This window comes from Paenarthrobacter histidinolovorans (genome assembly GCF_014647595.1).
Lineage (GTDB): Bacteria > Actinomycetota > Actinomycetes > Actinomycetales > Micrococcaceae > Arthrobacter > Arthrobacter histidinolovorans.
Genome location: NZ_BMPM01000003.1, coordinates 110,652 through 136,906 on the forward strand (window position 1 = coordinate 110,652; position 26,255 = coordinate 136,906).

The 26,255-nt window shown below is 63.1% G+C and carries 20 protein-coding genes; 9 read left to right on the plus strand and 11 right to left on the minus strand.

Going from position 1 to position 26,255, the window contains the following annotated elements:
- Window positions 1–42: 42 nt before the first annotated feature.
- Window positions 43–1,467: a type I glutamate--ammonia ligase gene (gene glnA / locus IEY62_RS08575; protein WP_018779319.1), complete on the minus strand. Its 1,425-nt coding sequence runs from the start codon at window positions 1,465–1,467 to the stop codon at window positions 43–45.
- Between the two features lie 314 nt (window positions 1,468–1,781).
- On the opposite strand from glnA, the gene IEY62_RS08580 reads away from it, so the two are divergent.
- Window positions 1,782–2,219, plus strand: coding sequence for an RDD family protein (locus IEY62_RS08580; protein WP_055977749.1), 438 nt, complete (start codon window positions 1,782–1,784; stop codon window positions 2,217–2,219).
- Window positions 2,220–2,328: 109 nt separating this feature from the next.
- Here the strand turns inward: IEY62_RS08580 and IEY62_RS08585 are convergent, their stop codons facing one another.
- The 3 genes from IEY62_RS08585 to lipB form a co-directional block, all read right to left on the minus strand.
- A complete protein-coding gene (locus IEY62_RS08585) occupies window positions 2,329–3,090 on the minus strand; it encodes a DUF4191 domain-containing protein (RefSeq protein WP_189016060.1) in 762 nt (253 codons plus the stop codon).
- Window positions 3,091–3,191: 101 nt separating this feature from the next.
- Window positions 3,192–4,199: a lipoyl synthase gene (gene lipA, locus IEY62_RS08590; protein WP_011774451.1), complete on the minus strand. Its 1,008-nt coding sequence runs from the start codon at window positions 4,197–4,199 to the stop codon at window positions 3,192–3,194.
- Window positions 4,196–4,864 (minus strand): lipoyl(octanoyl) transferase LipB, encoded by a 669-nt coding sequence (lipB, locus tag IEY62_RS08595; protein ID WP_189016063.1) that lies wholly within the window; start codon window positions 4,862–4,864, stop codon window positions 4,196–4,198. The genes lipA and lipB overlap by 4 nt, the downstream gene beginning before the upstream one ends.
- Before the next feature lie 155 nt (window positions 4,865–5,019).
- On the opposite strand from lipB, the gene IEY62_RS08600 reads away from it, so the two are divergent.
- The gene (locus IEY62_RS08600; RefSeq protein WP_189016066.1) at window positions 5,020–6,606 is read left to right on the plus strand and encodes a serine/threonine protein kinase; all 1,587 of its coding nucleotides are present in this window, start codon (window positions 5,020–5,022) and stop codon (window positions 6,604–6,606) included.
- 35 nt (window positions 6,607–6,641) lie between these two features.
- Here the strand turns inward: IEY62_RS08600 and IEY62_RS08605 are convergent, their stop codons facing one another.
- The gene (locus tag IEY62_RS08605; protein WP_189016069.1) at window positions 6,642–7,541 is read right to left on the minus strand and encodes a TIGR01777 family oxidoreductase; all 900 of its coding nucleotides are present in this window, start codon (window positions 7,539–7,541) and stop codon (window positions 6,642–6,644) included.
- Between the two features lie 85 nt (window positions 7,542–7,626).
- Between IEY62_RS08605 and IEY62_RS08610 the strand changes: the two genes are divergently transcribed.
- Window positions 7,627–11,130: a S41 family peptidase gene (locus IEY62_RS08610; RefSeq protein WP_189016072.1), complete on the plus strand. Its 3,504-nt coding sequence runs from the start codon at window positions 7,627–7,629 to the stop codon at window positions 11,128–11,130.
- Between the two features lie 111 nt (window positions 11,131–11,241).
- Here the strand turns inward: IEY62_RS08610 and IEY62_RS08615 are convergent, their stop codons facing one another.
- Window positions 11,242–11,670 carry an OsmC family protein gene (locus IEY62_RS08615; protein WP_189016075.1) on the minus strand — a complete coding sequence of 143 codons (429 nt, stop codon included), beginning with the start codon at window positions 11,668–11,670 and terminating at the stop codon, window positions 11,242–11,244.
- 134 nt (window positions 11,671–11,804) lie between these two features.
- Here IEY62_RS08615 and IEY62_RS08620 point away from each other — a divergent pair, with 134 nt between their 5' ends.
- Window positions 11,805–12,188: a VOC family protein gene (locus IEY62_RS08620; protein WP_189016078.1), complete on the plus strand. Its 384-nt coding sequence runs from the start codon at window positions 11,805–11,807 to the stop codon at window positions 12,186–12,188.
- 109 nt (window positions 12,189–12,297) lie between these two features.
- Here the strand turns inward: IEY62_RS08620 and IEY62_RS08625 are convergent, their stop codons facing one another.
- From IEY62_RS08625 to IEY62_RS08640, 4 genes are all read right to left on the minus strand, one after another.
- Window positions 12,298–12,651, minus strand: a complete 354-nt coding sequence (locus IEY62_RS08625) for a hypothetical protein (protein ID WP_189016081.1) — start codon at window positions 12,649–12,651, stop codon at window positions 12,298–12,300.
- Between the two features lie 134 nt (window positions 12,652–12,785).
- Entirely contained in the window at window positions 12,786–14,546 is a 1,761-nt protein-coding gene (sucB, locus tag IEY62_RS08630) for a 2-oxoglutarate dehydrogenase, E2 component, dihydrolipoamide succinyltransferase (RefSeq protein WP_189016084.1), read from the minus strand.
- A gap of 113 nt (window positions 14,547–14,659) precedes the next feature.
- Window positions 14,660–16,042, minus strand: coding sequence for a dihydrolipoyl dehydrogenase (lpdA, locus tag IEY62_RS08635; RefSeq protein WP_189016088.1), 1,383 nt, complete (start codon window positions 16,040–16,042; stop codon window positions 14,660–14,662).
- Between the two features lie 295 nt (window positions 16,043–16,337).
- Window positions 16,338–17,861, minus strand: coding sequence for a leucyl aminopeptidase (locus tag IEY62_RS08640; protein ID WP_189016092.1), 1,524 nt, complete (start codon window positions 17,859–17,861; stop codon window positions 16,338–16,340).
- 289 nt (window positions 17,862–18,150) lie between these two features.
- Between IEY62_RS08640 and IEY62_RS08645 the strand changes: the two genes are divergently transcribed.
- The 4 genes from IEY62_RS08645 to IEY62_RS08660 all read left to right on the plus strand — a co-directional run bounded on the left by IEY62_RS08645 (window position 18,151) and on the right by IEY62_RS08660 (window position 23,428).
- Complete coding sequence (locus IEY62_RS08645) at window positions 18,151–19,089, plus strand: proteasome assembly chaperone family protein (protein WP_189016094.1); 939 nt, start codon at window positions 18,151–18,153, stop codon at window positions 19,087–19,089.
- Between the two features lie 34 nt (window positions 19,090–19,123).
- Window positions 19,124–20,476: an MFS transporter gene (locus IEY62_RS08650; RefSeq protein ID WP_189016097.1), complete on the plus strand. Its 1,353-nt coding sequence runs from the start codon at window positions 19,124–19,126 to the stop codon at window positions 20,474–20,476.
- A 123-nt stretch (window positions 20,477–20,599) separates the two neighbouring features.
- The gene (locus tag IEY62_RS08655; RefSeq protein ID WP_189016100.1) at window positions 20,600–21,871 is read left to right on the plus strand and encodes a DUF4192 domain-containing protein; all 1,272 of its coding nucleotides are present in this window, start codon (window positions 20,600–20,602) and stop codon (window positions 21,869–21,871) included.
- Between the two features lie 243 nt (window positions 21,872–22,114).
- A complete protein-coding gene (locus tag IEY62_RS08660; protein ID WP_189016103.1) occupies window positions 22,115–23,428 on the plus strand; it encodes an RNA polymerase sigma factor in 1,314 nt (437 codons plus the stop codon).
- Between the two features lie 228 nt (window positions 23,429–23,656).
- On the opposite strand, the gene IEY62_RS08665 is transcribed toward IEY62_RS08660, so the two are convergent.
- Window positions 23,657–23,878, minus strand: coding sequence for a DUF7455 domain-containing protein (locus IEY62_RS08665; RefSeq protein WP_018778705.1), 222 nt, complete (start codon window positions 23,876–23,878; stop codon window positions 23,657–23,659).
- A 256-nt stretch (window positions 23,879–24,134) separates the two neighbouring features.
- Here IEY62_RS08665 and IEY62_RS08670 point away from each other — a divergent pair, with 256 nt between their 5' ends.
- Window positions 24,135–26,243 carry a DNA gyrase/topoisomerase IV subunit B gene (locus tag IEY62_RS08670; RefSeq protein ID WP_189016106.1) on the plus strand — a complete coding sequence of 703 codons (2,109 nt, stop codon included), beginning with the start codon at window positions 24,135–24,137 and terminating at the stop codon, window positions 26,241–26,243.
- Window positions 26,244–26,255: the final 12 nt, after the last annotated feature.

Below are 26,255 nucleotides of genomic sequence, written 5' to 3' on the forward strand. Positions count from 1 at the left end.
GGACTGTCTGCGGACTGTGCCCGCGTCTGCCGCATGATCTAGCTAGACGCCGTAGTAGAGCTCGAACTCGTAGGGGTTCGGGCGGAGCGACAGCGGGCGGATCTCGTTCTCGTACTTGTAGTCAATCCAAGTGTCGATGAGGTCCTGGGTGAAGACGCCGCCGGCCTGCAGGAACTCGTTGTCCTCGCGCAGGGCCTCCAGGGCTTCTTCCAGGGAACCCGGAGCCTTGGGGATGTCCTTGGCTTCTTCGGCCGGGAGCTCGTAGAGGTCCTTGTCGATCGGAGCCGGGGGCTCGATGCGGTTGCGGATGCCGTCGATGCCGGCCATCAGCTGTGCAGCGAATGCCAGGTACGGGTTGGACGAGGGGTCCGGAGCGCGGAACTCGATGCGCTTGGCCTTCGGGTTGGTGCCCGTGATCGGGATGCGGATACCGGCAGAGCGGTTGCCCTGCGAGTAAACCATGTTCACGGGAGCCTCGAAGCCCTTGACCAGGCGACGGTAGGAGTTGACGGTCGGGTTGGTGAACGCCAGGACTGCCGAGGAGTGCTTCAGCAGGCCGCCGATGTACCAACGGGCAGTGTCGGAGAGGCCGGCGTAGCCCTTCTCGTCGTAGAACAGGGGATCGCCGTTGCTCCACAGCGACTGGTGGCAGTGCATGCCCGAGCCGTTGTCACCGAAGACAGGCTTCGGCATGAACGTCACGGACTTGCCCCAGGCGTCAGCGGTGTTCTTGATGACGTACTTGAACTTCTGCAGGTCATCAGCAGCTGCGGTCAGAGTGGTGAACTTGTAGTTGATCTCAGCCTGGCCGGCAGAGCCAACTTCGTGGTGGGAGCGTTCGACCTCGAGGCCGGCCTTGTCCAGCTCAACGCACATGGCGTCGCGGAGGTCAGCCTGCTTGTCAGTGGGGGACACCGGGAAGTAACCGCCCTTGACGGGGGTCTTGTAACCGAGGTTGCCGCCTTCTTCCTTGCGGCCCGTGTTCCAGTGTGCTTCTTCGGAGTCGATCTTGTAGAAGCTGCCCTGCGGGGAGGACTCGTACTGGATATTGTCGAAGACGAAGAACTCGGCTTCCGGAGCGAAGAACGCAGTGTCGGCGATGCCGGTGGAGGCCAGGTAGGCCTCTGCCTTCTCGGCCACGCCACGGGGGTCGCGGTGGTAAGGGTCGCCCGTGCGGGGGTTCACGATGGAGAAGTTCAGTGCGAGCGTCTTCTCGATCCGGAAGGTGTCGATGAAGGCCGAGGTCACATCCGGGATGAGCTGCATGTCCGACTCGGCAATGCCCTGGAAGCCGCGGATGGAGGATCCGTCGAAGAGCTGGCCGTGGACGAAGAAGTCCAGGTCAACGCTCTTGGCAGGCACGTTGAAGTGCTGCTGGACACCAGGAAGGTCGGTGAAGCGGATATCGACGAATTTGACGTCTTCGTCTTTGATGAACTTGAGGACTTCGTCCGCAGTCTTGAACATCTATGCTCCTTATGCATATCAAGTAACAGGCCCGGAAGGCCGCGTGGTGCAGCCCAGACCAGGACGCAGGAAACACAAAAAGGTCCCCTTGCCATGGCGGCTGGCAACTCATACCACCATAGGGAGGTGGGATTTCCCGGGGGTGTCAGTATTGTTTCCGGCAGGTTACAGAATCATCTGTTGTGTAAACGGTAGTCTGCTTTTCGGCGCCAGGTCCACGCCGGTCCGCTGGTCGAACACACAACCGGCGCAAACCCTGCCCCGGGGGCCCTGCCCGTCATGCCCATCTCCACTCCAGCGGCTAGGCTTGGAGGGTGGTAGATCGAAAAGACATTGGCTCTTGGTTGAGCGGTCCGGACACTTCCGGAATCTCCAAATATCCCGGTGAGAGACTCGGTCTGCCCGAGTCGGGTCCTGGTTCCATGGCGCGTGCCGGGCGCCGGATCCTTGGCATCGTGATCGACTGGACCATCGCCCTGGTCATCAGCAACTTTGCCTTCGGCGGAAACCAGTGGGCTACGCTGGCCATCTTTGCAGTGGAACAAATCCTGCTGATTGGCACATTGGGTTACAGCGTTGGACACAGGATCGCCGGTATTCACGTGGTCCGCTTGGGCGGAGGACCTGCAGGCCCGCTGGCGGCTGTTGTGCGCACGCTCCTGCTGTGCCTGGTCATACCGGCCGTTGTTTTCGACCCTGACCAACGCGGTCTTCACGACAAAGCCATGAACACCATCCTCATCCGCATGTGATTCCGTGGGGCGGGCCGGTGAGAACGCCGGGTGTCCCCACGCCAACGCCGAACAAAAGACCGCCCCGCCTCTGGGACCCAGAGGCGGGGCGGTCTTTTTGGTTCAGGAATCAGCGGCCGCGTGCGGCTTTGCGGTCGGGACGGGCCTTGTAGGGATCGATGCCCTTGGGGATCGGAAGGCGGTTCCCAAGGGAGTTGATGCGCTTGGAAACTGCGTTGACCTCAACCTTGGTCAGTTCGTTCTTCATCTTGCCCATGGTCTTGGCGAGCTTGTTGAGGGGGACCTGGCCCTCGCCCCGACCCGACTCCAGGACATGGATGGTGACGTTGGGCAGGATACGCGCAAGGCGCTTGCGCTCCGCATCCACCAGCGTCTTCACGCGGTGGCTGGGTCCCTCGCTGACCAGTACGACGCCGGGGCGTCCGATCGCCATGAACACGGCATCCTGGGTGCGGGGGTTTACGGCAACCGGCTGATCCTGGGTAACCCAGCCACGCCGAAGTGTGCCCAATGCAGCACCAGAAGCGCCGGGCTGGTTCTCGATTTGCGCGAAGGCGGCTTTCTCCGCACGGCGGGAAAGAATGAAGACCGCTGCCAGAAGGCCCAGGGGGATACCGATGATCAGGCCGGTGACCCAGTTTTCCAACAGGAAGCCAATAAGGAAGGCCACGGCAACCACTGCAAGGAATGCCAGCAGCATGATCCAGACCACCTGCGGATCATTCCGCCGGGTCATTTTGAAGACTTCAGCGATCTGCTTCAGCTGACTCGGCTTCTTGGCCTTGGCTTCCTTGGGCTTGCGCTGGAACAGCCCACGCTTGGGTGCGTCGGCCGAGGGGGTCGAATTGCTGGAATCAGAGGAGTTCGCCATAGTGCCTTAATTCTACGTGATGTACGTCGAAGGACCGGACGCCGTTACGTGGGGCATCCGGTCCTTCAGAACTGCTTGCTGGTACTTCGTGCCGCTGGGGCCTAGCCGTGGGCGGCGAGGATGGTGGAGGCTTCCTGGCGGGTGGTGCCGGAGGACTCGATGTGGGCCAGGGCGGCGGGGATTTCCCAGCCTTTCTTCCGCATGGCGGTGGCCCACAAACGCCCGGCCCGGTACGAGGAACGCACCAACGGCCCGGACATGACACCGAGGAAACCGATCTCCTCGGCCTCGTGTTGGAGGTCCACGAATTCCTGCGGCTTGACCCAGCGGTCCACCGGCAGATGCCGTTCGGACGGGCGCAGGTACTGGGTGATCGTGATCAAGTCACACCCGGCAGCGTGCAGGTCCCGCAGGGCCTCGGAGATTTCCTCCCGGGTTTCGCCCATACCCAGGATCAGGTTGGACTTGGTCACCATGCCCAAGTCCCGGCCCTGGGTGATGACATCCAGGGAGCGTTCGTACCGGAACGCCGGACGGATGCGCTTGAAAATCCTGGGCACGGTCTCGACGTTGTGGGCGAAGACCTCGGGCTTGGAATCGCAGATCGCTGCGATGTGTTCGGGCTTGCCGGAGAAGTCCGGGATCAGCAGCTCCACCCCGGTGCCGGGGTTCAGTTCGTGGATTTTCCGGACCGTTTCGGCGTACAACCAGACACCCTCATCGGCCAGGTCATCACGGGCCACCCCGGTCACGGTGGCGTAGCGCAACTGCATCGCCTGGACCGAGCGGGCCACCTTGGTGGGTTCGAACATGTCCACCGGGGAGGGTTTGCCGGTATCGATCTGGCAGAAATCACAACGCCGGGTGCACTCGGACCCGCCGATCAGGAACGTTGCTTCCTTGTCTTCCCAGCACTCGAAAATGTTCGGGCAACCGGCCTCTTCACAGACCGTGTGCAGGCCCTCTTTCTTCACCAGGTTCTTAAGCTGGACAAACTCCGGGCCCATCTGGACCTTGGCCTTGATCCACTCAGGCTTACGTTCAACCGGGACCGCCGAGTTACGCTGCTCAACGCGCAGCAACTTACGGCCTTCAGGTGCCAAGGTCACTGGAGTGCTCCTTCGGGGGTGGAAACGAGTGCTTCTTCATGCTTGCGGAATTCTTCCACGAAGCGGTCGACGATATCGGCCGGATTGATGGTCCGCCCGGTTTCCTGCGTCATGGTGGTGACGCTGGCGTCAGTAATTCCACAGGCGATGATTTGGTCGTAAGGTGCCAGGTCATTGCTGCAGTTGATGGCTACGCCGTGCATGGTGACGCCTTCCAGGACCCGGATGCCGATTGCGGCAATCTTCCGGTCCGGACCCTTGTCATCGGCAAGGATCCATACGCCGGCACGGCCCTTGACGGTGACCGCCTTGATTCCGTAGTCGACCATGACGGCGATCATGATGGCCTCAAGGCGCTCGACATAGTCGCGGATGCCGGCACGGTTTCTAAGTTTGAGGATGGGATAAGCGATCAACTGGCCAGGACCGTGCCACGTCAGTTTGCCGCCCCGGTCCACCGGAACAACGGGAGTTCCATCGAAGGGCCGCTCGTGATCTTCCGTGAGCTTGCCGGCAGTGTAAACGGCGGCGTGCTCCAGAAGCAGGACGGTGCTGTTCTGCTCACCCGCAACAACTTTGTTGTGGATCTCGCGCTGCAGGTCCCAGCCCTGTACGTAGTCAACGAAATCCGGGGCAAGACCCAGTTGTGAAAACTCAAGAGTCATGCGTTCAAGCTTAGACCCAGCAGGAGATTGCCCATGGTTTTGTGGTGAAGCTCTCAGTCGCATCACGTGTTGTCATCGTGGATGCAACAACGGCAAAAGTGCCTTGCCTGTGGATAACTTCTGCAGAGAATCGCAAGGTCCGGTAGACCTGATCCATGGAAACTCTGGAATCCGCCAACGCCGTGGCACCCTTGCTTCCGGGCTACGAAATTTCCCGGCATCTGGGTCATGGCAGCAACTCCGACGTGTGGCTGGTCAACCGACTCAGGGACCGGGCCCAGCTGGCGGTCAAATGTCCGCGTGGAGAAGCGCAGGCAGAGATCCTTGGGGACGCAGCCCGCGAAGTCACGCTGCTTTCGCACCTCAAGCACCACCATCTCATCCGCGTCCACGAGGTCCTCAAAAGCAGAGATGGTTCCGGCGGGACGCTCGGGATCGTGATGGATTACGCCGCGGGAGGGTCGCTGGCGAACTTGGTGTCCGGGAGGCAGCGGTTGGGCGTCGGCGAAACAGTGACGGTGCTGACGCCTATCGCCCAGGCCTTGGACTATTTGCACAACAACGGCATCGTGCACGGCGACGTTTCGCCGGGAAACGTCCTGTTCACAGCTGTGGGGATGCCGCTCCTGGCGGATCTGGGTCTTGCAGAGCGGGTGGGGGACCGGCAGCAGAACCTTGATGCCGGAACCACCGGATTCAGGGACCCCTTCAGCCCCGCATCACCACAGGGGGACTCCGGGCACAAGCTGCGACCACAACGGGATGTGTACTCTTTGGCCGCCGTCGGCTGGTACTGCCTGACCGGCGTCGTACCTGAGCCGCCAGAGGTGAGGCCCCCTTTGTCGTTGCTGGTTCCCGGCGTGCCGAAGTCCATGGCTGCAGCCCTGGAGTCCGGATTGGATCCGGACCCGCAGATGCGGCCGACGGCAAAGGAGTTCGGCACGGCAATTTTCAGGAGTGCTGCACCTGAAACCCTTGACCTGTCCGGAGCGGTCCATCATTCCGTGATTCCTGAGCTGCTCACGCGGCGCGAGGTGCACGGTGGCCCGGCCCGCCGGGCAACCCGTGGCCACCCTTGGTTGCGCCGGCTCCTACCCTTGCCGCGGGTCGGGGGCCAACCAGGAACCGGGCAATCCAGGACCTCCAGGAGCGCACTGGCAGTCCGCTTGGCTTTGATCGGGCTGGGTGGCGGACTGATCGGCGTCGTGGCGTGGACCGTGTGGCCAGTGAGCGGGCTCGAGCCAAGCGGCCCGCCGGCGGAGCCGACGGTCAGCGGCCCCGCAGTCCCCGGTCCAACCATGGAACCCGTGAAAGCGGATGATCTCCCGGAGGGGCTCGCAGCAACGCTCACAGCGGAAGATCCCGCAATCGCAGCAGCTGCCCTCTCAGCCGTCCGTGACTTTGCCCTGCGGGAAGGACGGCTCGAACTGCTGGACCTGGTCAATGCCCAAGGCTCACCGGCGGCGGAGGCGGATCGGGGGCTTCGAGAACAGCTGCGGCAGTCCGGCACGATGTTCGCGGGTTTCACCACGGAGTTGTCGGGAGTGGCTGTTGGACCTTCCCTGGCGGCGGACCGCATCCAGGTGGATGTCACGGCCACCACCTCCGCCTATGAAGAACGGGCTGCATCCGGCGCCGTGGTCAGGACGCAATCCGCCGGCACATCCCAGGCCCTGCGCTTGACCTTGATCCGCGGCAACGGACGCTGGTGGCTTTCGGAGATCAACGGACCGGGCAACTGAGCTGGTCACGGCCGGCCGCCGGGGACCGGGGGTGCTTAGTGGTCCGCGTCCGTACGCAGCCACTCCATGGCCTCGGCCAGTGACGGGTGCTGCCAGTGGAAACCTGCTTCGGCCAGGCGACGGGGCTCCATGCGCTGGTTGGCGAGCACGAGTTCATCCGCCAGTTTCCCCAGAACAAGCCGCAGGGCAGGGCGGGGCACCCGGAGAAACGCCGGCCGGTGGTAAGCCTTTGCCAGGGCCTTGACGATCGTGTTGACGTCCGCACTTTCCGGGGCGCAAACATTGACCGGGCCCTCGAGCCCGGACTTGACGAGGAAAGCGATGGCAGCAGCCTCGTCCTTGAGGGTGATCCATGGCCAGTACTGGCGGCCGTTCCCAAAAGGACCACCGAGTCCAAGCTTCAACAAGGGGAGGAGAGGCCCCAGGGCTCCTCCCGAAGCGCTCAACACAACACCGGTCCGGGGCGTCACCACCCGGACGCCCGCCGGTGCCGTTCTGGCTGCGCCCTCCCACTCGACGCACAGAGGGCCAAGCACACCGCCGCCGGCTGGCGAATCCTCCAGGAGAACGCCGGCACTGTCCGCCCCGTAATAACCGGAAGCGGACTGGCTGATGAAGGAAGCGGGCGGCTTTTCCAGACGGCCCATAGCGGCGGTCAGTGTGCGGGTGGTTTGCAGCCGGGAGTCCCGGAGGACGTCAATCCGTTTTTTCGTCCAGGGCCGGTCCCCGATACCCGCGCCGGAGAGGTTGACCACGGCGTCCACGCCATCAAGGACTGCTTCGTCCAGCTCGCCCCTGGCGGGGTCCCACGTGAATTCACCGGGTGCAGAGGCCGGTCGCCGCACAAGCCGGATGACCTCATCGCCTTGGCTGGCCAAATGCGCGGCCACGGCCGTTCCAATCATTCCTGAAGCTCCGGACATCACGATTCGCATGACTCATCTCACCATAAGGCCAACGTCTGGCGGAAACGCCTGTCGCTGCCGCCGAGGGCAGGGGCCTCTTGACTATGATCGAACAATGACCTCCTCCAGCTACCTCCGTTTCCCGCATGTGCACGGCGATCTGGTCACTTTTGTGGCCGAAGACGACGTCTGGGTCGCCCCGCTCCAAGGGGGCCGCGCCTGGCGGGTCTCCTCCCAGCAGCTTCCGGCAAGGAACCCGAGGTTCACACCGGATGGAAAGCAGCTGGTGTGGACAGTCGTGGTGGGAACGTCCCCGGAAGTGGTGACGGCAAACGTCGACGGTGGCGGCTACCGGCAGCTGAGCTACTTCGGTCACAGCACCACCAAGGTCAAGGGCTTCACTCCCGCCGGCCATGTACTGGTTACCAGTGCCTACCAGCAGGCGGAAAGCCGCCACACGCACGCCTACTGCCTCCCGCTCGACGGTGGCGCCGCCGTCGAACTTCCCTTTGGTCCGGTAGAGGCTGTTGCTTTCGGGCCGGAGATCGGCGACGAGAAGCCGGTGGTGCTGGCGAGCGTTCTTTCCCGCGAACCCGCATGGTGGAAACGGTACCGCGGCGGCACCGCCGGCAAGCTGTGGATCGACGCCGACGGCAATGGTGAGTTCGAGCGGCTGATTCCGGAGATCGATGGCAACGTCACAGACCCCTTGTGGGTCCAGGGCAGGATCGCTTTCCTGTCGGACCATGAAGGTTACGGCAATCTCTATTCAGTTCTCCCGGACGGCTCCGGCTTGCTGCGGCACACGGACCACGAGGACTTCTATGTCCGGCACGCCAGCACGGATGGCCAGAGGGTGATCTTCGAGTCAGCCGGTGAACTGTGGATCCTTCCCTCGCTCGACGCCGGGGCGCAGCCGGGCAAGCTGCAGATATCGCTCGGCTCAGCTTCACCGGCACGCCGTCCCGCGCCCCTGAAGACTTCCGCACACTTGGGTGATGTCTTCCCGAATACCGCAGGCACCGCCAGCGCCGTGGAAGCGCACGGTACCGTCCACTGGCTTCGACACAAGGACGGTCCCTCACGCGTTGTGGAGGCCACCGCGGGTGTCCGCGCGCGCCTGCCCCGTCCCCTCACCGATGGCAGGATCGCCTACGTGGCGGACCACGGGGGAGTGGAAGCGCTGTACATCAAGCGTATTGCGGCACGTCTTACAGCGTCGGCGGAAGTACCCGTCGCAGCTGAGGCGCCTGTGCCGGTGAAGGAAGACGATTCCTTGCCGAAACCCGTTTCCGCCTCAAACGTCCTGGGCCAACCGAAGGTGGCCGGACAGGCGGCCGCCCCGGCAACAGCGCCCGTCACCAACGTCGACGCACCTTCCAACGCCGGGCCTTCGCCCGACACGGCCGCCGGCGCTTCTGCCCGCGAAGCTGCCCCTTCGCCGGAGGACGCGGCCCAGCTCCGTATCGATTTCCCGCAGCCCACGCGGACCAGCGCTTTGGAGGCAAGCCCGGATGGCCGCTGGATCGCGATCGGGACGTCTTTCGGCGATGTTTTCGTCGCCGACACTTCCACCGGGAACCTGGACAAGCTCGTCAGCGTAGGCGAAGGCAGCATCGAGCAGCTCGCCTGGTCCAGTGACTCACAATGGCTCGCCTGGTCCGAACCGGTCACGTCATTCGGCTCACGCAGCAAGTTGCGGATTGCCCGCCCAGGTGAGGCCGACCCTGGCATCATTGACGTCACGGATGGCCGTTTCTGCGACGAGTGGCCCCGGTTCACCCCGGACGGCAAGTTCCTCGCGTTCCTGTCCAACCGGAGTTTCGACCCCGTCTACGATGGTCACTCCTTCGATCTCTCCTTCCCGAGCCCCATCAAGCCGTACATGGTGGCGCTCGCAGCCGACACCCCGTCGCCCTTCGGGCCCTCTGTTGACACACTTGAGGATGCGCCGCTGGATGCCGGGAAGCCCGACGACGGCGACGTCCCCGCGGTGCGCGTGGATGCGGACGGGCTGGCCCACAGGGTCATCACCGTTCCGGTTCCCCAGGGCAACTACTCCCACCTCGCAGTTGGCGACGGCGCATTGTTGTGGCTGGACACTGAACTTTCGGGGGTTACCGGCGAGGGCAAAGGCACTCTCCAGGACAAGAAGACGCCTCCCTCCCTGGTGCGTTACGACCTCGCCAAGCGCAAGTCCACCACCATCGTGCCTGCGGTGGACAGCTACCGGCTGTCCGGTGACCTGCGCCGGGTGGTCTACATCCTGGACAAGAGCGTCACCTCCGTGCCCGCCGACAGCAAGGTGGAGGAGGATTCTGCGGACCACGTGAAAGTGGAACTCAACAGGATCCGCGTGATCCTCGACCCGGTGGCGGCCTGGGGTCAGGCGTTCGAGGAGGCCTGGCGATTGCAGCGCGACTTCTTCTGGACCGCGGACATGGCGGGCCAGGACTGGAACTCCGTTTACAAGCGATACCGTCCGATCGTCGACCGCCTTGGCTCGCATGATGACCTTGTTGACCTCCTGTGGGAACTCCACGGCGAGCTGGGAACGTCGCACGCCTACGTGCGTCCGGCAGCCGTCGCCGAACCGGGGCGGAACGGCCAGGGACGACTCGGAGCCGAGCTGCAGCTCAGCGCCAACGGCTGGGAAATTACCCGGATCCTGGCAGGGGAATCCTCTGATCCGCTGGCTACCTCGCCCTTGACGCGACCCGGTGTGGACGCGAAGGTGGGCGATATGCTCCTGGCCGTTGACGGCGTCGAGTTGTCAGCAGCCCTGACTCCGGCCATGCAGCTGGTGGGGGCAGCAGGACGGACAGTGGAGCTGACGCTTCTGAACGGTGAAGGACACGGCGCGTCCGCTGGAGAGCAGCGACGTGTGGCTGTGGTTCCCATCCGCGACGAGGAACGGCTCCGCTACCAGGACTGGGTGCGGGCGAACCGCAGGACGGTCCGTGAGGCTTCCAACGGCAAGTTCGGCTACCTCCACGTCCCCGACATGATGGCCAATGGTTGGGCGCAGCTCCACCGTGACCTCGATACCGAAACGGCACTTGATGGCTTGATTGTGGACGTGCGCCGCAACCGCGGTGGCCACACCTCGCAGTTGGTTGCCGAGCTGATCGGCCGTAAGGTGACCGGCTGGAGCATGCCGCGAGGCGAGAAGCCCCGGACCTACCCGGATCATGCACCGCGGGGACCGGTCATCATCCTGACCGACGAATTTGCCGGTTCAGATGGCGACATCATCACGCAGGTCTCAAAGCTCAGGGGCATCGGGCCTGTCATCGGGACGCGGACCTGGGGCGGAGTGGTGGGAATCGACAACCGTTTCTCGCTGGCCGACGGTACCGGCGTCACGCAGCCCCGGTATGCCACCTGGTTCAGCGGCGGAATCGGCTGGGATGTTGAGAACCGGGGCGTTGAGCCCGACATCGAAGTCCTCTTCCCGCCGCACGCTTACGCAGCCGGCACGGATCCCCAGCTCGAGTACGGCATCGGTGCGCTCAAGGAAATGATCCAGGAGCTGCCTACCGACCGGCCTCCGCTGCGCGAGGGGTACCGGAAGCTGCGGCCAGCGCCGTTGCCGTCACGTTCCCAGGTCCAAAAGTAGGGACCCCCAGGAAGCGCGAAGAGCCCCGTCACACCATGAGGTGTGACGGGGCTCTTCGCATCCGAGGCGGGCTTCGGGGGTCTCATCAGAGGCCGTGCCCGCCTGCTGGGGCTACTCGGAGAGTGTTGCATCCAAGGTGATCTCGATGCTGGCCAGCGCGCCGGAAACAGGGCAGCCGGTCTTAGCGTCCTCGGAGATCCGGCGGAAGTCCTCTTGGGAAAGACCGGGAACCTTGGCGGTCATGGTCAGGTGGCTGCCCGTGATGCCGGTGCCCGGAACGAAGGTGACGTCAGCCTTGGTGTTGACTTCCTCGGCAGTGAACCCTTCACCGGCAAGGGCGTGGCTGAACGCCATGGAGAAGCATGCGGAGTGTGCTGCAGCGATCAGTTCTTCAGGGCTGGTCTTGCCGCCGGCCTGCTCCGTGCGGGCTTTCCAGGTGACATCGAACGTACCCAGGCCGGAGCTGTCCAGCGTGGTGTTTCCAGCGCCCTCGATGAGGTTGCCGTTCCATACCGTGTGTGCGGTGCGTGTTGCTGCCATGTCCACTCCTTGGGGTCGTTGTGTTCCGGCACCCGGCCTTCGCCACGTGCCACCGCCTTCAATCCTAGGGATTCGGCCCAATGACTGCACGGCCATTCCGCTGTCGGTGGATTGTGACCCCCTAAACTGGCGCCATGGATACAAAAGAAACGCCTGCTCCAGGGCGCCGCAGCAGCCCAAGAATCGCGTCCATCATGGTCAATGCAGTTGACCCCGTCCGGCTGTCGGCCTTTTGGTCGGAACTGCTGGACATGCCGGTTGTGGCTGAACAGGAAGGTTTCATCTGGCTGGGTCCATCACAGCCCGGGCTTCCGCAACTGGCGTTCCAACAAGTCTCTGCACCCACTGAGGGGGTACGGCGCCTGCATCTGGACCTGCACGACGCCGATGCCGCGGCTTTGCGGCGAAAGGCTGAGTCCCTGGGTGCTGCTTTCGTTCAGGGCCACGACATTGCCGACTTCCATTGGGACGTTATGCGGGATCCAGAAGGCAACGAGTTTTGCATAGCCCAGGAGTAACGATGACTTAAACGGGCAGGGCCGGCCCGCCGTGCTGTGTGCATGGTGTGCCGGCCCCGTCATCAGTCAGGCCTGTGCGCTGCTGCCCCCTGGGCAGTGGCGCTGCGGTTTAGTGCCAGAGGGTTGCGATGGCGATGTTCACCAAAGCGAGCCCGCCGACGCCATGGGCAAGTCCGGTGGAGACGGCCTCGCCGTTCTTGACCTTGCGCGAACCGATCACCGCGAGGACGGCTACGGCAACGCCGATGGCAAACTTAACGCCGAGTTTGAAGTAGTTGGGATCGGCATCCGGGAGCAGAGGCAGCACGCCCATCATGGCGATGCCCGTGAGGAGCTGGAGGAACGCTCCGTCGCGCTGGCGCGGGTGGACGGTTGGTTCCCTGAGGGTGGCGATCCAGTAGCCCACGATCATGGCTGCGCCGACGATGTGCAAGAACACCAGAATGTTGAAGAGAATACTCATGGCCCTAGCTTATCCAGTCGGTTCTACGTCCTGTAGCAAAGCCACGCGCTGGCGTTAATGCTGAAGGGGCAGGTCTCCGGGTTTCCCGGCGACCTGCCCCTTCTGAATCTGCAGCTTCCTACAGGCGGTTCGCGTTACAGACCGAGGTCTGCTTCGAACGCGCCCTCTTCAAGGCGTGCCTTGAGTGTCTGCAGGAACCGGCCGGCGTCGGCGCCGTCCACCAGGCGGTGGTCGTACGTCAGCGACAGGTACATCATGGAGCGGATGGCGATGGAGTCGTCACCGTTTTCGTCAGCAACCACAACAGCGCGCTTGACAATGGCGCCGGTGCCGAGGATGCCGACCTGCGGCTGGTTGATGATCGGGGTGTCGAACAGGGCGCCGACGGAACCGATGTTGGTGATGCTGAACGTGCCGCCGGACAGCTCGTCCGGGCCGATCTTGCCGTCGCGGGTGCGGCCTGCGACGTCGGCGATCTTACCGGCAAGGCCGGCGAGGTTCAGGTTGCCGGCGTCGGAGATGACGGGAACCAGGAGGCCCTTGTCGGTGTCGACGGCGATCGCCAGGTGTTCGGCGTTGTGGTAGGTGATTTCCTGCTTTGATTCGTCGTACGCAGCGTTCAGCTTGGGGTGCTGCTTCAGGGCCTCGGCCACAGCCTTGGCGATGAACGGCAGGAAGGTCAGCTTGACACCGTTCTGGGCCTGGAACGAGTTCTTGGCCTTGAGGCGGAGCTTGGCGATCTTGGTCATGTCGACCTCGTGCACCTGCGTCAGCTGGGTTGAGACCTCAAGGGACTCGCGCATGCGGCGGGCGATGACCTGACGGATGCGGGGGGCCTTTTCCGTGGTGCCGCGCAGCGACGACGCAACGACAGGTGCAGCGGCCTTGGCTGCCGGGGCAGCGGCAGGAGCCGATGCCGCAGGAGCGGCGGCAGCCTGCTTGGCTTCAGCGGCGGCAAGAACATCCTGCTTGCGGATACGTCCACCAACGCCGGTGCCGGAGACCGATGCAATGTCTACGCCGTGCTGGTTGGCAAGCTTGCGCACCAGCGGCGTGACGTAGCCGGACTCGGAGGAACCGGCTGATTCAGCCGGAGCTGCGGCAGGAGCAGCAGGTGCTGCAGCCGGAGCGGGGGCTGCAGCCGGAGCGGCGGGTGCGGCGGGAGCGGCTGCAGGAGCAGCGGGAGCGGCTGCGGGAGCCGGTGCTGCTGCGGGGGCAGGCGCTGCCGGGGCTTCTGCCGGAGCGGCCGGAGCCGGAGCTGCGGAGGGTGCAGCTGCACCCGAGCCGATGATTGCCAGGACCGCACCGACTTCAGCTGTCTCGTCCTCGTTGACGCGGATCTCCTGGAGGGTACCGGCAACAGGGGAAGGGATCTCCGTGTCGACCTTGTCGGTGGAGACCTCAAGCAGGGGTTCGTCGACCTCAACGGTGTCGCCGACGGCCTTGAGCCAACGGGTGACTGTGCCCTCGGTGACGCTCTCACCCAAGGCGGGAAGTGTGACTTCGTGGCCTTCGCCGGACGAAGCGGCGGGTGCCTCTGCAGCCGGAGCTTCTTCCGCGGCGGGAGCCTCTGCGGCGGCCGGTGCGGCCTCCTCTGCGGGAGCGGCAGGTGCCTCCTGGGCCGGGGCGGCAGGTGCAGCCTCTGCAGCTGAGCCGGAGCCATCGCCGATGCGGACCAGAGGTGCGCCAACTTCAGCCGTCTCGTCTTCAGCGACGAGGATTTCTTCGATGACGCCTGAGATGGGAGAAGGGATTTCGGTGTCTACTTTGTCGGTTGAAACCTCGAGCAGCGGCTCGTCGATCTCCACCCGGTCACCAACCTGCTTGAGCCAGCGGGTGACGGTTCCTTCGGTGACACTCTCACCGAGGGCGGGCAAGTTAACGGATTCAGACATGTCGTCCCCGTTCTCCTTATTGATCTTTGTGCGGATGAATTCTGCTGGTCCGGGCCGGGTGCATCCGGCAGATTCCGCTGCATGCACCCGACCCGTTTGTCTTGGGTAAAGACTTAGCCGTGGAGCGGCTTGCCCGCGAGGGCGAGGTGGGCTTCGCCCAAAGCTTCGTTCTGGGTCGGGTGGGCGTGCACCAGCTGGGCCACGTCCTCCGGGTAGGCTTCCCAGTTCACGATCAGCTGGGCTTCACCGATCTGCTCACCCATACGTGAACCAATCATGTGGATACCAACTACGGGGCCATCCTTCTGGCGGACAAGCTTGACGATGCCGCCAGTGCCGAGGATGGAGCTCTTGCCGTTGCCGGCAAGGTTGTATTCCTGGGTCTGCACCTGGTCGTCGCCGAACTTCTCCTTGGCGGCCTTTTCGGTGTAACCGACTGTGGCGATTTCAGGTTCGCAGTACGTGACTTTGGGGATGTTGATGTCCTCGACGATGGCCGGGTTCAGGCCGGCGATCTCCTCGGCGACGAAAATGCCCTGCTGGTAGCCACGGTGTGCGAGCTGGACGCCCGGGACGATGTCGCCTACGGCGTAGATGTTGCCGACGCCGGTGTGGAGGCGCTCGTTGGTGATGACGAAGCCACGGTCGATGGTGATGCCGGCTTCTTCGTAGCCAAGGTTGGCGGTGACGGGACCGCGACCCACTGCAACGAGCAGAAGGTCCGCTTCGAAGGTCTGGCCATCAACCAAGGTGACCTTGACGCCGTCGTCGTTCTGCTCGACACCCTGGAAGAAGATGCCCGTGGTGAACTTGATGCCGCGCTTCTTGAAGGCACGCTCGAGGTTCTTCACGATCGAGGCGTCCTCGTTGGGGACCAAGGAGGGGAGGCCTTCGATGATGGTTACGTCCACGCCGAAGGACTTCCACACGGAAGCGAATTCGACCCCGATGACGCCGCCGCCAAGGACGATGGCGCTCTTGGGGATGTAGTCCATGGTGAGGGCCTGGTCCGAGGTGATGACCTTGCCGCCGATTTCAAGACCGGGGAGCGACCGCGAGTAGGAACCGGTGGCCAGGACAATGTTCTTGCCCGTGTAAGACGTGCCGTTTACTACAACAGTGTTGTTGCCTTGGAGCTTGCCTTCACCTTCGATGACGGTGATGCCCTTGGACTTGATGAGTCCCTGGAGGCCTTTGAACTTACCGGCGATGATGCCGTCCTTGTAGGCGTTCACGGCCGACATGTCGATGCTGTCGAGCGTGACGTTCACGCCGTACTTGGCGGAATCGCGTGCATGGTCGGCCAGTTCGGCCGAGTGCAGGAGTGCCTTGGTGGGGATACAGCCGTTGTGCAGGCAGGTTCCGCCGAGCTTTGCCTTTTCCACAAGGCCAACGGTGAACCCAAGCTGCACGGCCCGCAGGGCAGTGGCGTAGCCGCCGCTGCCGCCACCGAGTACCAGGATGTCGAATTCTTGCGCAGTTGCCTGATCGGCCACTAAAACGCTCCCTCGCGTGAATGATGACACGGGACTGCGTGCCATCTGGTCTTTGGAACTTGTTCTGCCGTGATTATGCCAGCACCTAAGTTCTCTTGCATTTGTGACTATCGAGTTCACCTTAGCGAACCACCTACCTATGCTCCACCCTCTGTGGGTGTTTGTGGAGCGCTTGTGTCGAGACTCACGTTCACTTGTGACACAGCGCTACACGCCGCATAATTCCGGGGTTGTGTGGCCTTGTCGGGGGTGTAGCCCGGGCCACGCAACCCCGGAGGGTGCAGGGAGTGTGCCGCTAGGCGGTGACCGCCAAAAGGTCCTCGGCGTAAGCAACCAGGGTGCGGACAGTGCATCCGGTTCCCTGCTTGGGTGTGTAGCCGTAGGGGCTGCCATTGTTGAAGGAGGGGCCGGCAATGTCCACGTGGGCCCACGGGATCTGCTCGCCGGAGTCATCCTTGCCTACGAATTCGCGCAGGAATACCGCGGCGGTCATCATGCCGCCGTTGCGCTCACCAATGTTGGCGATGTCTGCCACCTGGGAGTCCAGGCTTGGGCGGAGTTCTTCAGGCAGCGGCATGGGCCATACCAGTTCGCCTGCGCGGTCGGCGGCGGACTTGAGTGCAGCCGTGACGGAATCCGAACCCATCACACCAGCGGTGCGCAAGCCCAAGGCGATCAGCTGCGCGCCCGTCAGCGTAGCGACGTCAATGATCACGTCAGGCTTCTCCAGGCTGGCGGCGACGAGGCCGTCAGCCATCACCAGGCGGCCCTCGGCATCGGTGTTCAGGACTTCCACGGTCTTGCCGCCGTGGATGGTGAAGACATCGGCCGGCCGCGCTGCGGCGCCGGACGGCATGTTCTCGGCGATGCAGAGCCAGGCGGTTGCCTTAATCGGCAGACCGAGCGAAGCCAGCGCCAGGACAGTATTAAGGACGACGGCGGCGCCCGCCATGTCACTCTTCATGTCGCCCATGCCGAGGGCAGGTTTGATGGAAATGCCGCCGGTGTCGAAGGTGATGCCCTTGCCGACAAGGGCAACCTTCCTGCTGGCCTTTGCGGGGGCGTATTCGACCTTGACCAGGCGCGGCTGACGGGTGGAACCCTTGCCGACACCGAGAATGCCGCCGAAGCCCTCCTTCTCCAGGCGCTTCTCGTCCCAGACGGTCACCTTGACCGGAAGTCCTTTGGCGAGTTCCTTGGCGGACTCGGCAAACGACTCAGGGTAGAGGTGGCTGGGAGGCTGGTTGACGAGCGTGCGGGTGGCGTTGACGGCCCTTGCAAGAACAATGGCCCGATCGAGTGCGGGCTGGGCGGCCTTGGCGTCCACGTCGGAGAAGATCAGCGCCTTTGCCACCGGGGTCTTCAAGCCGTCGGTGGTGGAGCGGTGTTCAGTGTAGGAGTAGGCGCCCAGGGCGGCACCTTCGGCGACCGCTGCCACATCCGCGAGTGCCGGCGTCGGGAAGGCCAGCGTCACCGACGGCAGTCCGGCAAGCTGGCGAACAGCGGATCCTGCGGCCCGGCGCAATGCCTCTTCGCTGAGGTTGCCGCCGTTGGCCAGTTTGCCCACGCCTGCAAGGACCAGAATTCCGGCGCCCGTTTCGGGCAGTCCGGGAAGGCGGTGCACCTGGTCGGCGGCGCCGCTGATCCCCAGGAGCTTCAGCGAGCCTGCGACAGACTCCGCAGACTTGGCACTGAGGGGATTGGGAAGCAGCACCGGCCCGTCCGTGCCTTGCGCAACTCCGATCACGAGTGCGTCGCTGGGGGACTTTTTCAGGTCCTTGGCGATGATGCCCAGGATGATGTCAGTAGTCTTGACCACGAGGATGTGTCCTCACTTCTCTCTGCATTGCATGGCGGGGCCGCATGTTAGGCGGCCTGCCCCGATACGCGCCCGACGTCGACTTGCGACGGCGGCCTTGGTCTTCAGGCCCGGCGTCGCTGGAGGACGCCGGCCCGTTTCGATCGTAGTCTCTCGGTGACCGCTGACAGCAATTAAATGAGAGCTGCCGCACATCCGGGGCAGGAATGCCAGCTCCTCGTGCAGCGTTGTAACCATACAGACCATCCCGAACTACAGAACCGAACTTGCCCCGTGAAAGGAATACGCCGTGTTTGAACGGATATCCGGCACCCTCCTGGACCCCGAAGCGCTCTACGCGAGCAACATCGAGACCTTCCACAGCCCCGAACTGCGGGGGCTGAACATGGTCATGGGGTTCACGGGATTCGCCGATGCCGGTCATGTCGTCCGGCAAATCAATGCGGAACTGTTGGACGAGCTCGATGCCGAGGTCGTGGCCATGTTCGATGCCGACCAGCTCATCGACTACCGTTCGCGCCGACCCCACATCAGCTTCGTGGAGGACCACCTCCAGGACTATCAGGCACCCAAGCTTGGCTTGTACAAGCTGACGGACGGGCTTGGACAACCGTTCCTGCTTCTGGCCGGCTTCGAACCGGACCTGCAATGGGAACGGTTCGCCCGCGCCGTGGTGGGGATCGTGGAGAAACTGGACGTCAACCTGGTCACGTGGATCCACTCCATCCCCATGCCTGTGCCGCACACCCGGCCAGTGGGTGTAACGGTGCACGGCAACCGGCCAGAACTCATCGAAGGAATCTCCAGTTGGAAGCCAACCGTGGACGTGCCGGCAGCCATAGGCCACATCCTCGAGCTTCGGCTCACTGAGGCCGAACGCAGCGTTGCCGGCTATGTCATCCACGTGCCGCACTACTTGTCCGAGGCCGAGTACCCTCCCGCGGCCGTAGCGGGCTTGGAATACCTCGGGGCGGCAACGTCCCTGATGCTCCCCACCGACCGTCTGCGCGAAGCGGGACGGGAAGTCGGCCGGCAGATCGCTGAGCAGATTGAGGCTTCCGAAGAGGTGCAGGCTGTTGTCGCCAACCTGGAGACCCGTTACGACGAGAAATCCGAGGGAATAGTCCGGCGCTCGTTGCTTGCCGACGAGAACGACGAACTGCCCAACGCCGAGGACATCGGAGCGGCTGTGGAAGCGTACCTGGCCCGTAAAGACACGCCTCAATAAATCAGCTTTATCCGCTGACCGGCATAATTGAGGTGTGACTTCTCCCCGCGCCTGGCTTATTTGGACCATAGGCATCTTTGCCTACCTCGTGGCTGTAGCGCAGCGCACTTCATTCGGCGTGGCAGGTTTGGAAGCAACCGAACGGTTCCACGCCAGCGCCTCGGCCATTTCCTTCTTCACCGTCCTGCAGTTGTTGGTCTATGCGGGGCTGCAGATTCCGGTGGGCGTCCTTGTGGACCGGTTCGGGTCCCGGGTCATGGTGGCCGGCGGTGCTGTCCTGATGGCAGCCGGACAACTCCAGCTGGCCTTCGCTGAGAGCATCCCCGGCGGCGTCCTGGGCCGCGTTCTGGTAGGAGCGGGCGATGCCATGACGTTCATCTCAGTTATCCGGCTGGTTCCCTTATGGTTCGCGCCGGCCCGGGTTCCCCTGGTGACGCAACTGACTGGCATGTGCGGGCAGCTCGGTCAGCTGTTCAGCGTGGTTCCGTTCGCCTTGTTGCTGCATTCTGCGGGGTGGACGCCTGCGTTCCTGACACTGGCGGCGATGTCCGTGCTCGCTGTTGTGCTGGTCCTGTCCTTGTTGCGGGACGCCCCTCCAGGCCACCCCTCCAAGGGTTCGGCGCAAGGTCTGCGGGCCACGGGCGTTTCCCTGTCCAGCGCCTGGAAACAGCCCGGGACCCGGCTGGGTCTCTGGAGCCACTTCACCGTGCAGTTCAGCGGCAACCTCTTTGCGATGACCTGGGGCTACCCGTTCCTGCTCTCAGCCCAGGGACTGGACGCCGGAACCGTGTCCGCACTGATGGCATTGTTCGTAGCCACGGCCATTGTTGCCGGGCCGGGACTGGGCCGGTTTGTCTCCAGGCACCCCATGCGCAGATCGGCGATGGTCCTTTTGATCACCACCGCCACGGCCATGGCCTGGGCGGCCGTGCTCCTTCTTCCCGAGCGTGCTCCGCTCTGGCTCCTGGTCCTCTTGGTCGTGGTGCTTGCCATCGGTGGCCCCGGCTCCATGATCGGCTTTGACTTCGCCCGGACGTTCAATCCATCGCACCGGATCGGCACGGCAACGGGAATCGTCAACGTTGGCGGTTTCATCGCTGCCCTCATCGCGATCTACCTTATTGGCCTGGTGCTCGACCTCCTGAACGCCAGCGGCTTCTCCGGTGGTGATCTGTACGGCCTCGCGCCGTTCCGGATTGCCCTCAGCGTCCAGTTCCTGCTGCTCGCGGTCGGAACCCTGCTGATACTGGTGACCCGACGGAAAGTCCGGCGCCAGATGGCCGCCCAGGGCATCCACGTTCCACCGTTGGCAACCGCACTTGCAAGGCAGCGGCGCGAGCGCCTGGAGCGCCGGCGTGAAGCACGCTCCAGAGTGACCGGGGAGTAGGCGGGGGAGTAGAAGGCGCGGCGGAGGCCGCCTCAGTACTCCGGAGTCCTTTCCTTCGTCGTCTTTTCCACATAGCCGGGTTTGGGCATGTTCCTTGTCTCTGTTGATGCGCAGGCTTGAGGCATGACCACCAACAAAACTCTTAGCATCCATCAACCCGAAGACATCCTTGGCTACATACCCCACATGCTGGGCTATTGGCCCGAGGAAAGCCTCGTGGCCATCACCATGCAGGGAAAACTCCTGGGCGCAACGCTGCGGGTGGACCTGCCGGCTGTGTCTTCCAAGGCCGCCATTGACCGCTTCGCTGAGCATGTCCGCCACTATCTGATTGCCGATGAGGCTGCCAACGGTGTTGTCCTCGCGGTGTACACGGATGATGGTTGGAACGACGGCTCGGTGGTTAGCCGGACGACGCCCCTGTTGGATTCCCTGCGGGCCAGTCTTGACTGTGTCGATCTCGCAGTGCGTGACGCCTGGTTGGTGGGTGCCGACTATTGGCGGGGAGCCTATTGCGTTGATGAGGGCTGTTGCCCGCTTCCGGGGTTCCCGGTGGAAAGGATCAAAGAAAGCCGGCTCAGTGCGGAACTGGTGTACCAGGGCAGTGCCATTGGGCCGTCCCCGCGAAAAGGCTTTGAAGGGTTGGGATTCGCCCGATCAAGCCCGCACGAATCCCAGGTATCCGAAGCAGAGGTGCAATTCGGGCAAAGCATGCTTGGCAGGTGGCGCAGTGAGGCCTGCTTCGATGCTGTCCTGACGGTGTGGCGGCACGTCATGGCCAGGGCCCTGCGGAATGATCCCTTGGACCCAGTGGCAGATGCGACGCTCATTGGTTTGCTGAGGACCACGTTGAAAGTGCCTGCGTGGCGGGACGCGGTGGTGGTAATGGCCGCGGCCGGTACCGATGCTGCAAAGTCCGGTGCCGAAGGTTTCGAACTCTTCGACGAGGATGGGCTGGACACCCCACCCTTCGACCTTCGGGAACTCGGTGTACCTGACGTCCGGATTGCAAGTAAAAACACCTCGGGGGCAGCCCACACCGCAGGATCCGGTGAGACCGCCGACGTCTACACCTACGGCGATGTCCTTTTGGGCATGCGTCCGGAGGTACCGTGCTGGAGCGACCTCGACATGCTGCAGCAGGCCCTCGCCCGCCTGACTGTTGAGGGCGAGCAGGGAGAAGTGGCAGCCGCTGCGCTGACACTCCAAGGGTGGATTTTCTGGTGCAGGGGGAACGGTTCCCTGGCCCACGCCTGCCTGCGCAGCGCTGAGGATGCACAACCGGGCTACCGGTTGGCGGAGCTGCTCATGGGGATCCTGGGGGAGGGTGTTCTCTGCGGGTGGGCGCGCCGCCCAAGCACCGCCTGTTCAATGCCAAGGAATAGCTCCGCCTAGTTCCTTGGCATTGAACAGGCGTACGTTTCACAAAACCGTGAGACAATGGATGCCGAGACCCGGTTGGGTCCGCGTTTGAATGCCTGGATGGTCCCGGAAACGGGAACAATCCAGTGTCGCCGGTAGTTGTCATTAGAGACTCTGCAGGTGGTGATCGCATTTGAAATTGATCGCGGACTTGACAGGGTCATAGTGGTGTTGCCCGTATGGTGATTCCACAGACCGCCGCTAGAAAGGTTTTCTGTGACCCCGTCTTCCGTCGAGAAGGAACCCGCCGCCCAGGCCGAATTGTCCGCTGAGGAAAAGAAGGCGGCAACATCGGCAAAGCGCGCCGCGACACGTGCTGCCAACAAGGCTTCAGAGGGCGACTCTGAAAAGCCTGCCCCGAAGAAGCGTGGACCCAAGCCCGGCGCGAAGGCCGCTGCTGAAGCAGCGAACAGCTCCTCCGCCGCCGATGCCGACGAACCCAGCGCCGAGGACGAAGACTTTGACCCCGCAGCAGCGGAGGAAGTCGAAGTCGGAGACGACGACACCGAGGACGGCGCGACTGCCGCCAAGGACAAGGCTGCCCCATCCGGCTCAGGCTTCGTCTACTCGGATGCCGATGATGACGACGCACCTGTACAGCAGGTCATGTCAGCTGGTGCAACCGCAGACCCCGTCAAGGACTACCTGAAGCAAATCGGCAAGGTCGCCTTGCTGAACGCCGAGCAGGAAGTCGATCTGGCCCTCCGTATTGAGGCCGGCCTCTTCGCAGAGGAAAAGATCAACGCGGACGACGGATCCATGGATCCCAAGCTCAAGCGCGAGCTTGAGTTCGTCATCCACGATGGCAAGCGTGCAAAGAACCACCTGCTCGAGGCCAACCTTCGCCTCGTTGTATCGCTCGCCAAGCGTTACACCGGACGAGGCATGCTGTTCCTGGACCTGATCCAGGAAGGCAACCTGGGCCTTATCCGCGCAGTGGAGAAGTTCGACTACACCAAGGGCTTCAAGTTCTCCACCTACGCCACGTGGTGGATCCGCCAGGCAATTACCCGTGCCATGGCCGACCAGGCCCGTACCATCCGTATTCCGGTACACATGGTGGAAGTCATCAACAAGCTGGCCCGTGTCCAGCGCCAGATGCTTCAGGACCTGGGCCGCGAGCCCACGCCCGAGGAGCTGGCACTGGAACTGGACATGACACCCGAAAAGGTCGTCGAGGTCCAGAAGTACGGTCGCGAGCCCATTTCCCTCCACACCCCCCTGGGTGAGGACGGCGACTCCGAGTTCGGTGACCTGATCGAGGACTCCGAGGCAGTGGTTCCGGCTGACGCCGTGAGCTTCACGCTCCTCCAGGAGCAGTTGCATTCAGTCCTGGACACCTTGTCCGAGCGTGAGGCAGGCGTGGTAGCCATGCGCTTCGGCCTCACTGATGGCCAGCCGAAGACTTTAGACGAAATCGGCAAGGTCTACGGAGTGACGCGTGAGCGCATCCGCCAGATCGAATCCAAGACCATGTCCAAGCTGCGGCACCCGTCCCGCTCGCAGGTTCTGCGGGACTACCTGGACTAAACAGTTCCCAGCACGTGTGTCAGCACCAGAGCGGCCCAGTCGGTTATCCGGCCGGGCCGCTTTTTTGGTGACCACCGAGGACGTTTTCCAGTCCGGGTCACAAAACCACCAGTGCCCGGGTGAAGTAGTGGGCACACAGCAAAAAGGACCCCTCCCGGTGGGGAGGGGTCCTTTGGCTAGATGTGGTTCCGGATTCGTGCCGGTTGCCTTACCCAGTCGACGTGTACGTTAGTCGACAGGTACGGGTGCCTTCTCATTGAGGCGCTCGGTCTCATCATGCCAGTCGGAAGTCATGGGCCGGAGCGTGGCTTCAACTGCACGTGCGTGGTGGCCGCAGAAGAGCAGCTCACCACCGGAGGACTCGAGTACAACGCGGACATACGCCTGGGCTCCGCAACGATCGCACCGGTCAGCGGCGTTCAGTGTGCGGTCTGCAACTGCTGTTGTCATGTCGGCCTCCTTAGTAGTTCTGTACATCCATATAACCAGCATTCGATCCAGATCCATGGCAAGGATGGGTCACTTTCGCTGTCCGCGTATCACATGTGCATAACGCAACCATGCCGATCATCGGACGCCGGGAGTGGCAACCCATGCCTGAAGGCCGCGGCGGCTAGCCTAGTATGGGCAGTGTTTGCCTTGAGTTACCAGCGAAGTACGGCTGGGAAGCACCCTGAGTTATACCCCCGAAGGAGCACACCCCCACGTGGCACCGAGTTCTGAATACAATGCCCGGCATCTGTCTGTCCTGGAGGGCCTGGAAGCGGTCCGCAAGCGCCCGGGCATGTACATCGGCTCCACCGACTCCCGCGGTCTCATGCACTGCCTGTGGGAGATCATCGACAACGCCGTGGACGAAGCCCTTGCTGGCTTCGGACACGACATCAAGGTGATCCTGCACGCGGACAACTCAGTGGAGATCCACGATGACGGCCGGGGCATTCCTGTGGACGTCGAGCCCAAGACGGGCCTGTCCGGCGTCGAAGTCGTCTTCACCAAGCTGCACGCCGGCGGCAAATTCGGTGGTGGCTCCTACACTGCGTCCGGTGGCCTGCATGGCGTGGGTGCTTCCGTGGTCAATGCGCTGTCCAGCCGCCTCGATGTCCAGGTGGACCGTGGCAGCAAGACCTATCAGATGTCCTTCCGCCGGGGCGAGCCTGGCCGGTTCATCGATGCCGGGTCAAAGACGGGACCCGATTCCCCGTTCGAACCATTCGTTGAGAATTCAGTACTGGATGTCGTGGGCAAGGCGAAGCGCGGTGTCACTGGAACCCGTGTGCGCTACTGGGCGGACCGCCAGATTTTCACCCCCGACGCGAAGTTCTCGTACGACGATCTGGTGGCCCGCGCCCGCCAGACGTCATTCCTCGTCCCGGGTTTGCGCATCACGGTCCGCGACGAACGAAAGCTTGCGGGCACCCCGGGGGAGCACGGCGTTCACGAGGAAGTGTTCCACCACGACGGCGGCATCAGTGAGTTCGTTGAATTCCTGGCAGCCGACTCCGGTGTTACCGACGTCTGGCGGCTTCACGGTTCCGGGAAATTCAAGGAAACCGTTCCTGTACTGGATGAGAACGGGCACAGCAAGATCGCCGAAGTGGAACGTGACTGCGAAGTCGATATCGCGCTGCGTTGGGGGATCGGTTACGAAACCACCATGCGCAGTTATGTCAACATCATCGCAACGCCCAAGGGCGGCACGCACCAGGCGGGCTTTGAAGCTGCGCTCCTGAAGACCTTCCGCAAGGCCGTGGAAACGAATGCCCGCAAGCTCAAAGCGGGCAACGACAAGATCGAGAAGGACGACATCCTTGCCGGATTGACGGCCGTCCTGACCGTTCGTCTGGCTGAGCCGCAGTTTGAAGGGCAGACCAAGGAGATTCTTGGCACTTCGGCTGTTCGGGCAATTGTTGCCAAGGTGGTTGAAAAGGAAATCACCGCACGCCTGAACTCGGCCAACCGCAACGACAAAGCCCAGTCGGCCCTCCTGCTGGAGAAGATGGTCAGCGAGATGAAGTCGCGCATCTCGGCCCGCGTCCACAAGGAGACCCAGCGCCGCAAGAACGCGCTGGAGACTTCGTCGATGCCCACCAAACTTGCTGATTGCCGCACCGATGATGTGGCGCGGTCGGAATTATTCATTGTGGAAGGTGATTCAGCGCTCGGAACCGCGAAGCTTGCGCGGTCCTCGGATTTCCAGGCGCTCCTGCCTATTCGTGGCAAGATCCTGAACGTCCAGAAGGCATCGGTGGGGGACATGCTGTCCAACGCTGAGTGCGCTGCCCTGATCCAGGTGGTGGGCGCCGGTTCCGGCCGGAGCTTCGACCTTGACGCGGCGCGTTATGGCAAAGTCATCCTCATGACGGATGCCGACGTTGACGGTGCCCACATCCGCACGCTCCTGCTGACCCTCTTTTTCCGGTACATGCGGCCCATGGTGGAGGCCGGCCGGGTGTTCGCCGCAGTCCCGCCGTTGCACCGCGTGGAAGTCATCAATCCGGGCCAGAAGGCCAACGAGATGATCTACACCTACTCCGAAGCCGAGCTCCACGTACTCCTTGCAAAGCTGGTCAAGGAAGGCAAACGGTATAAAGAGCCGATCCAGCGTTACAAGGGCCTGGGTGAAATGGACGCCCAGCAATTGGCAGAGACCACCATGGACCCGCGGCACAGGACCCTGCGGAAAGTCGGTATCGACAGTGCCCAGCGGGCGGAAGAAGTCTTCGACCTGCTGATGGGCTCCGATGTGGCACCACGCAAGGAATTCATCATCGCCGGAGCAGCCACCTTGGATCGGGAGCGCATCGACGCTTAGCTCCGCCAGGGC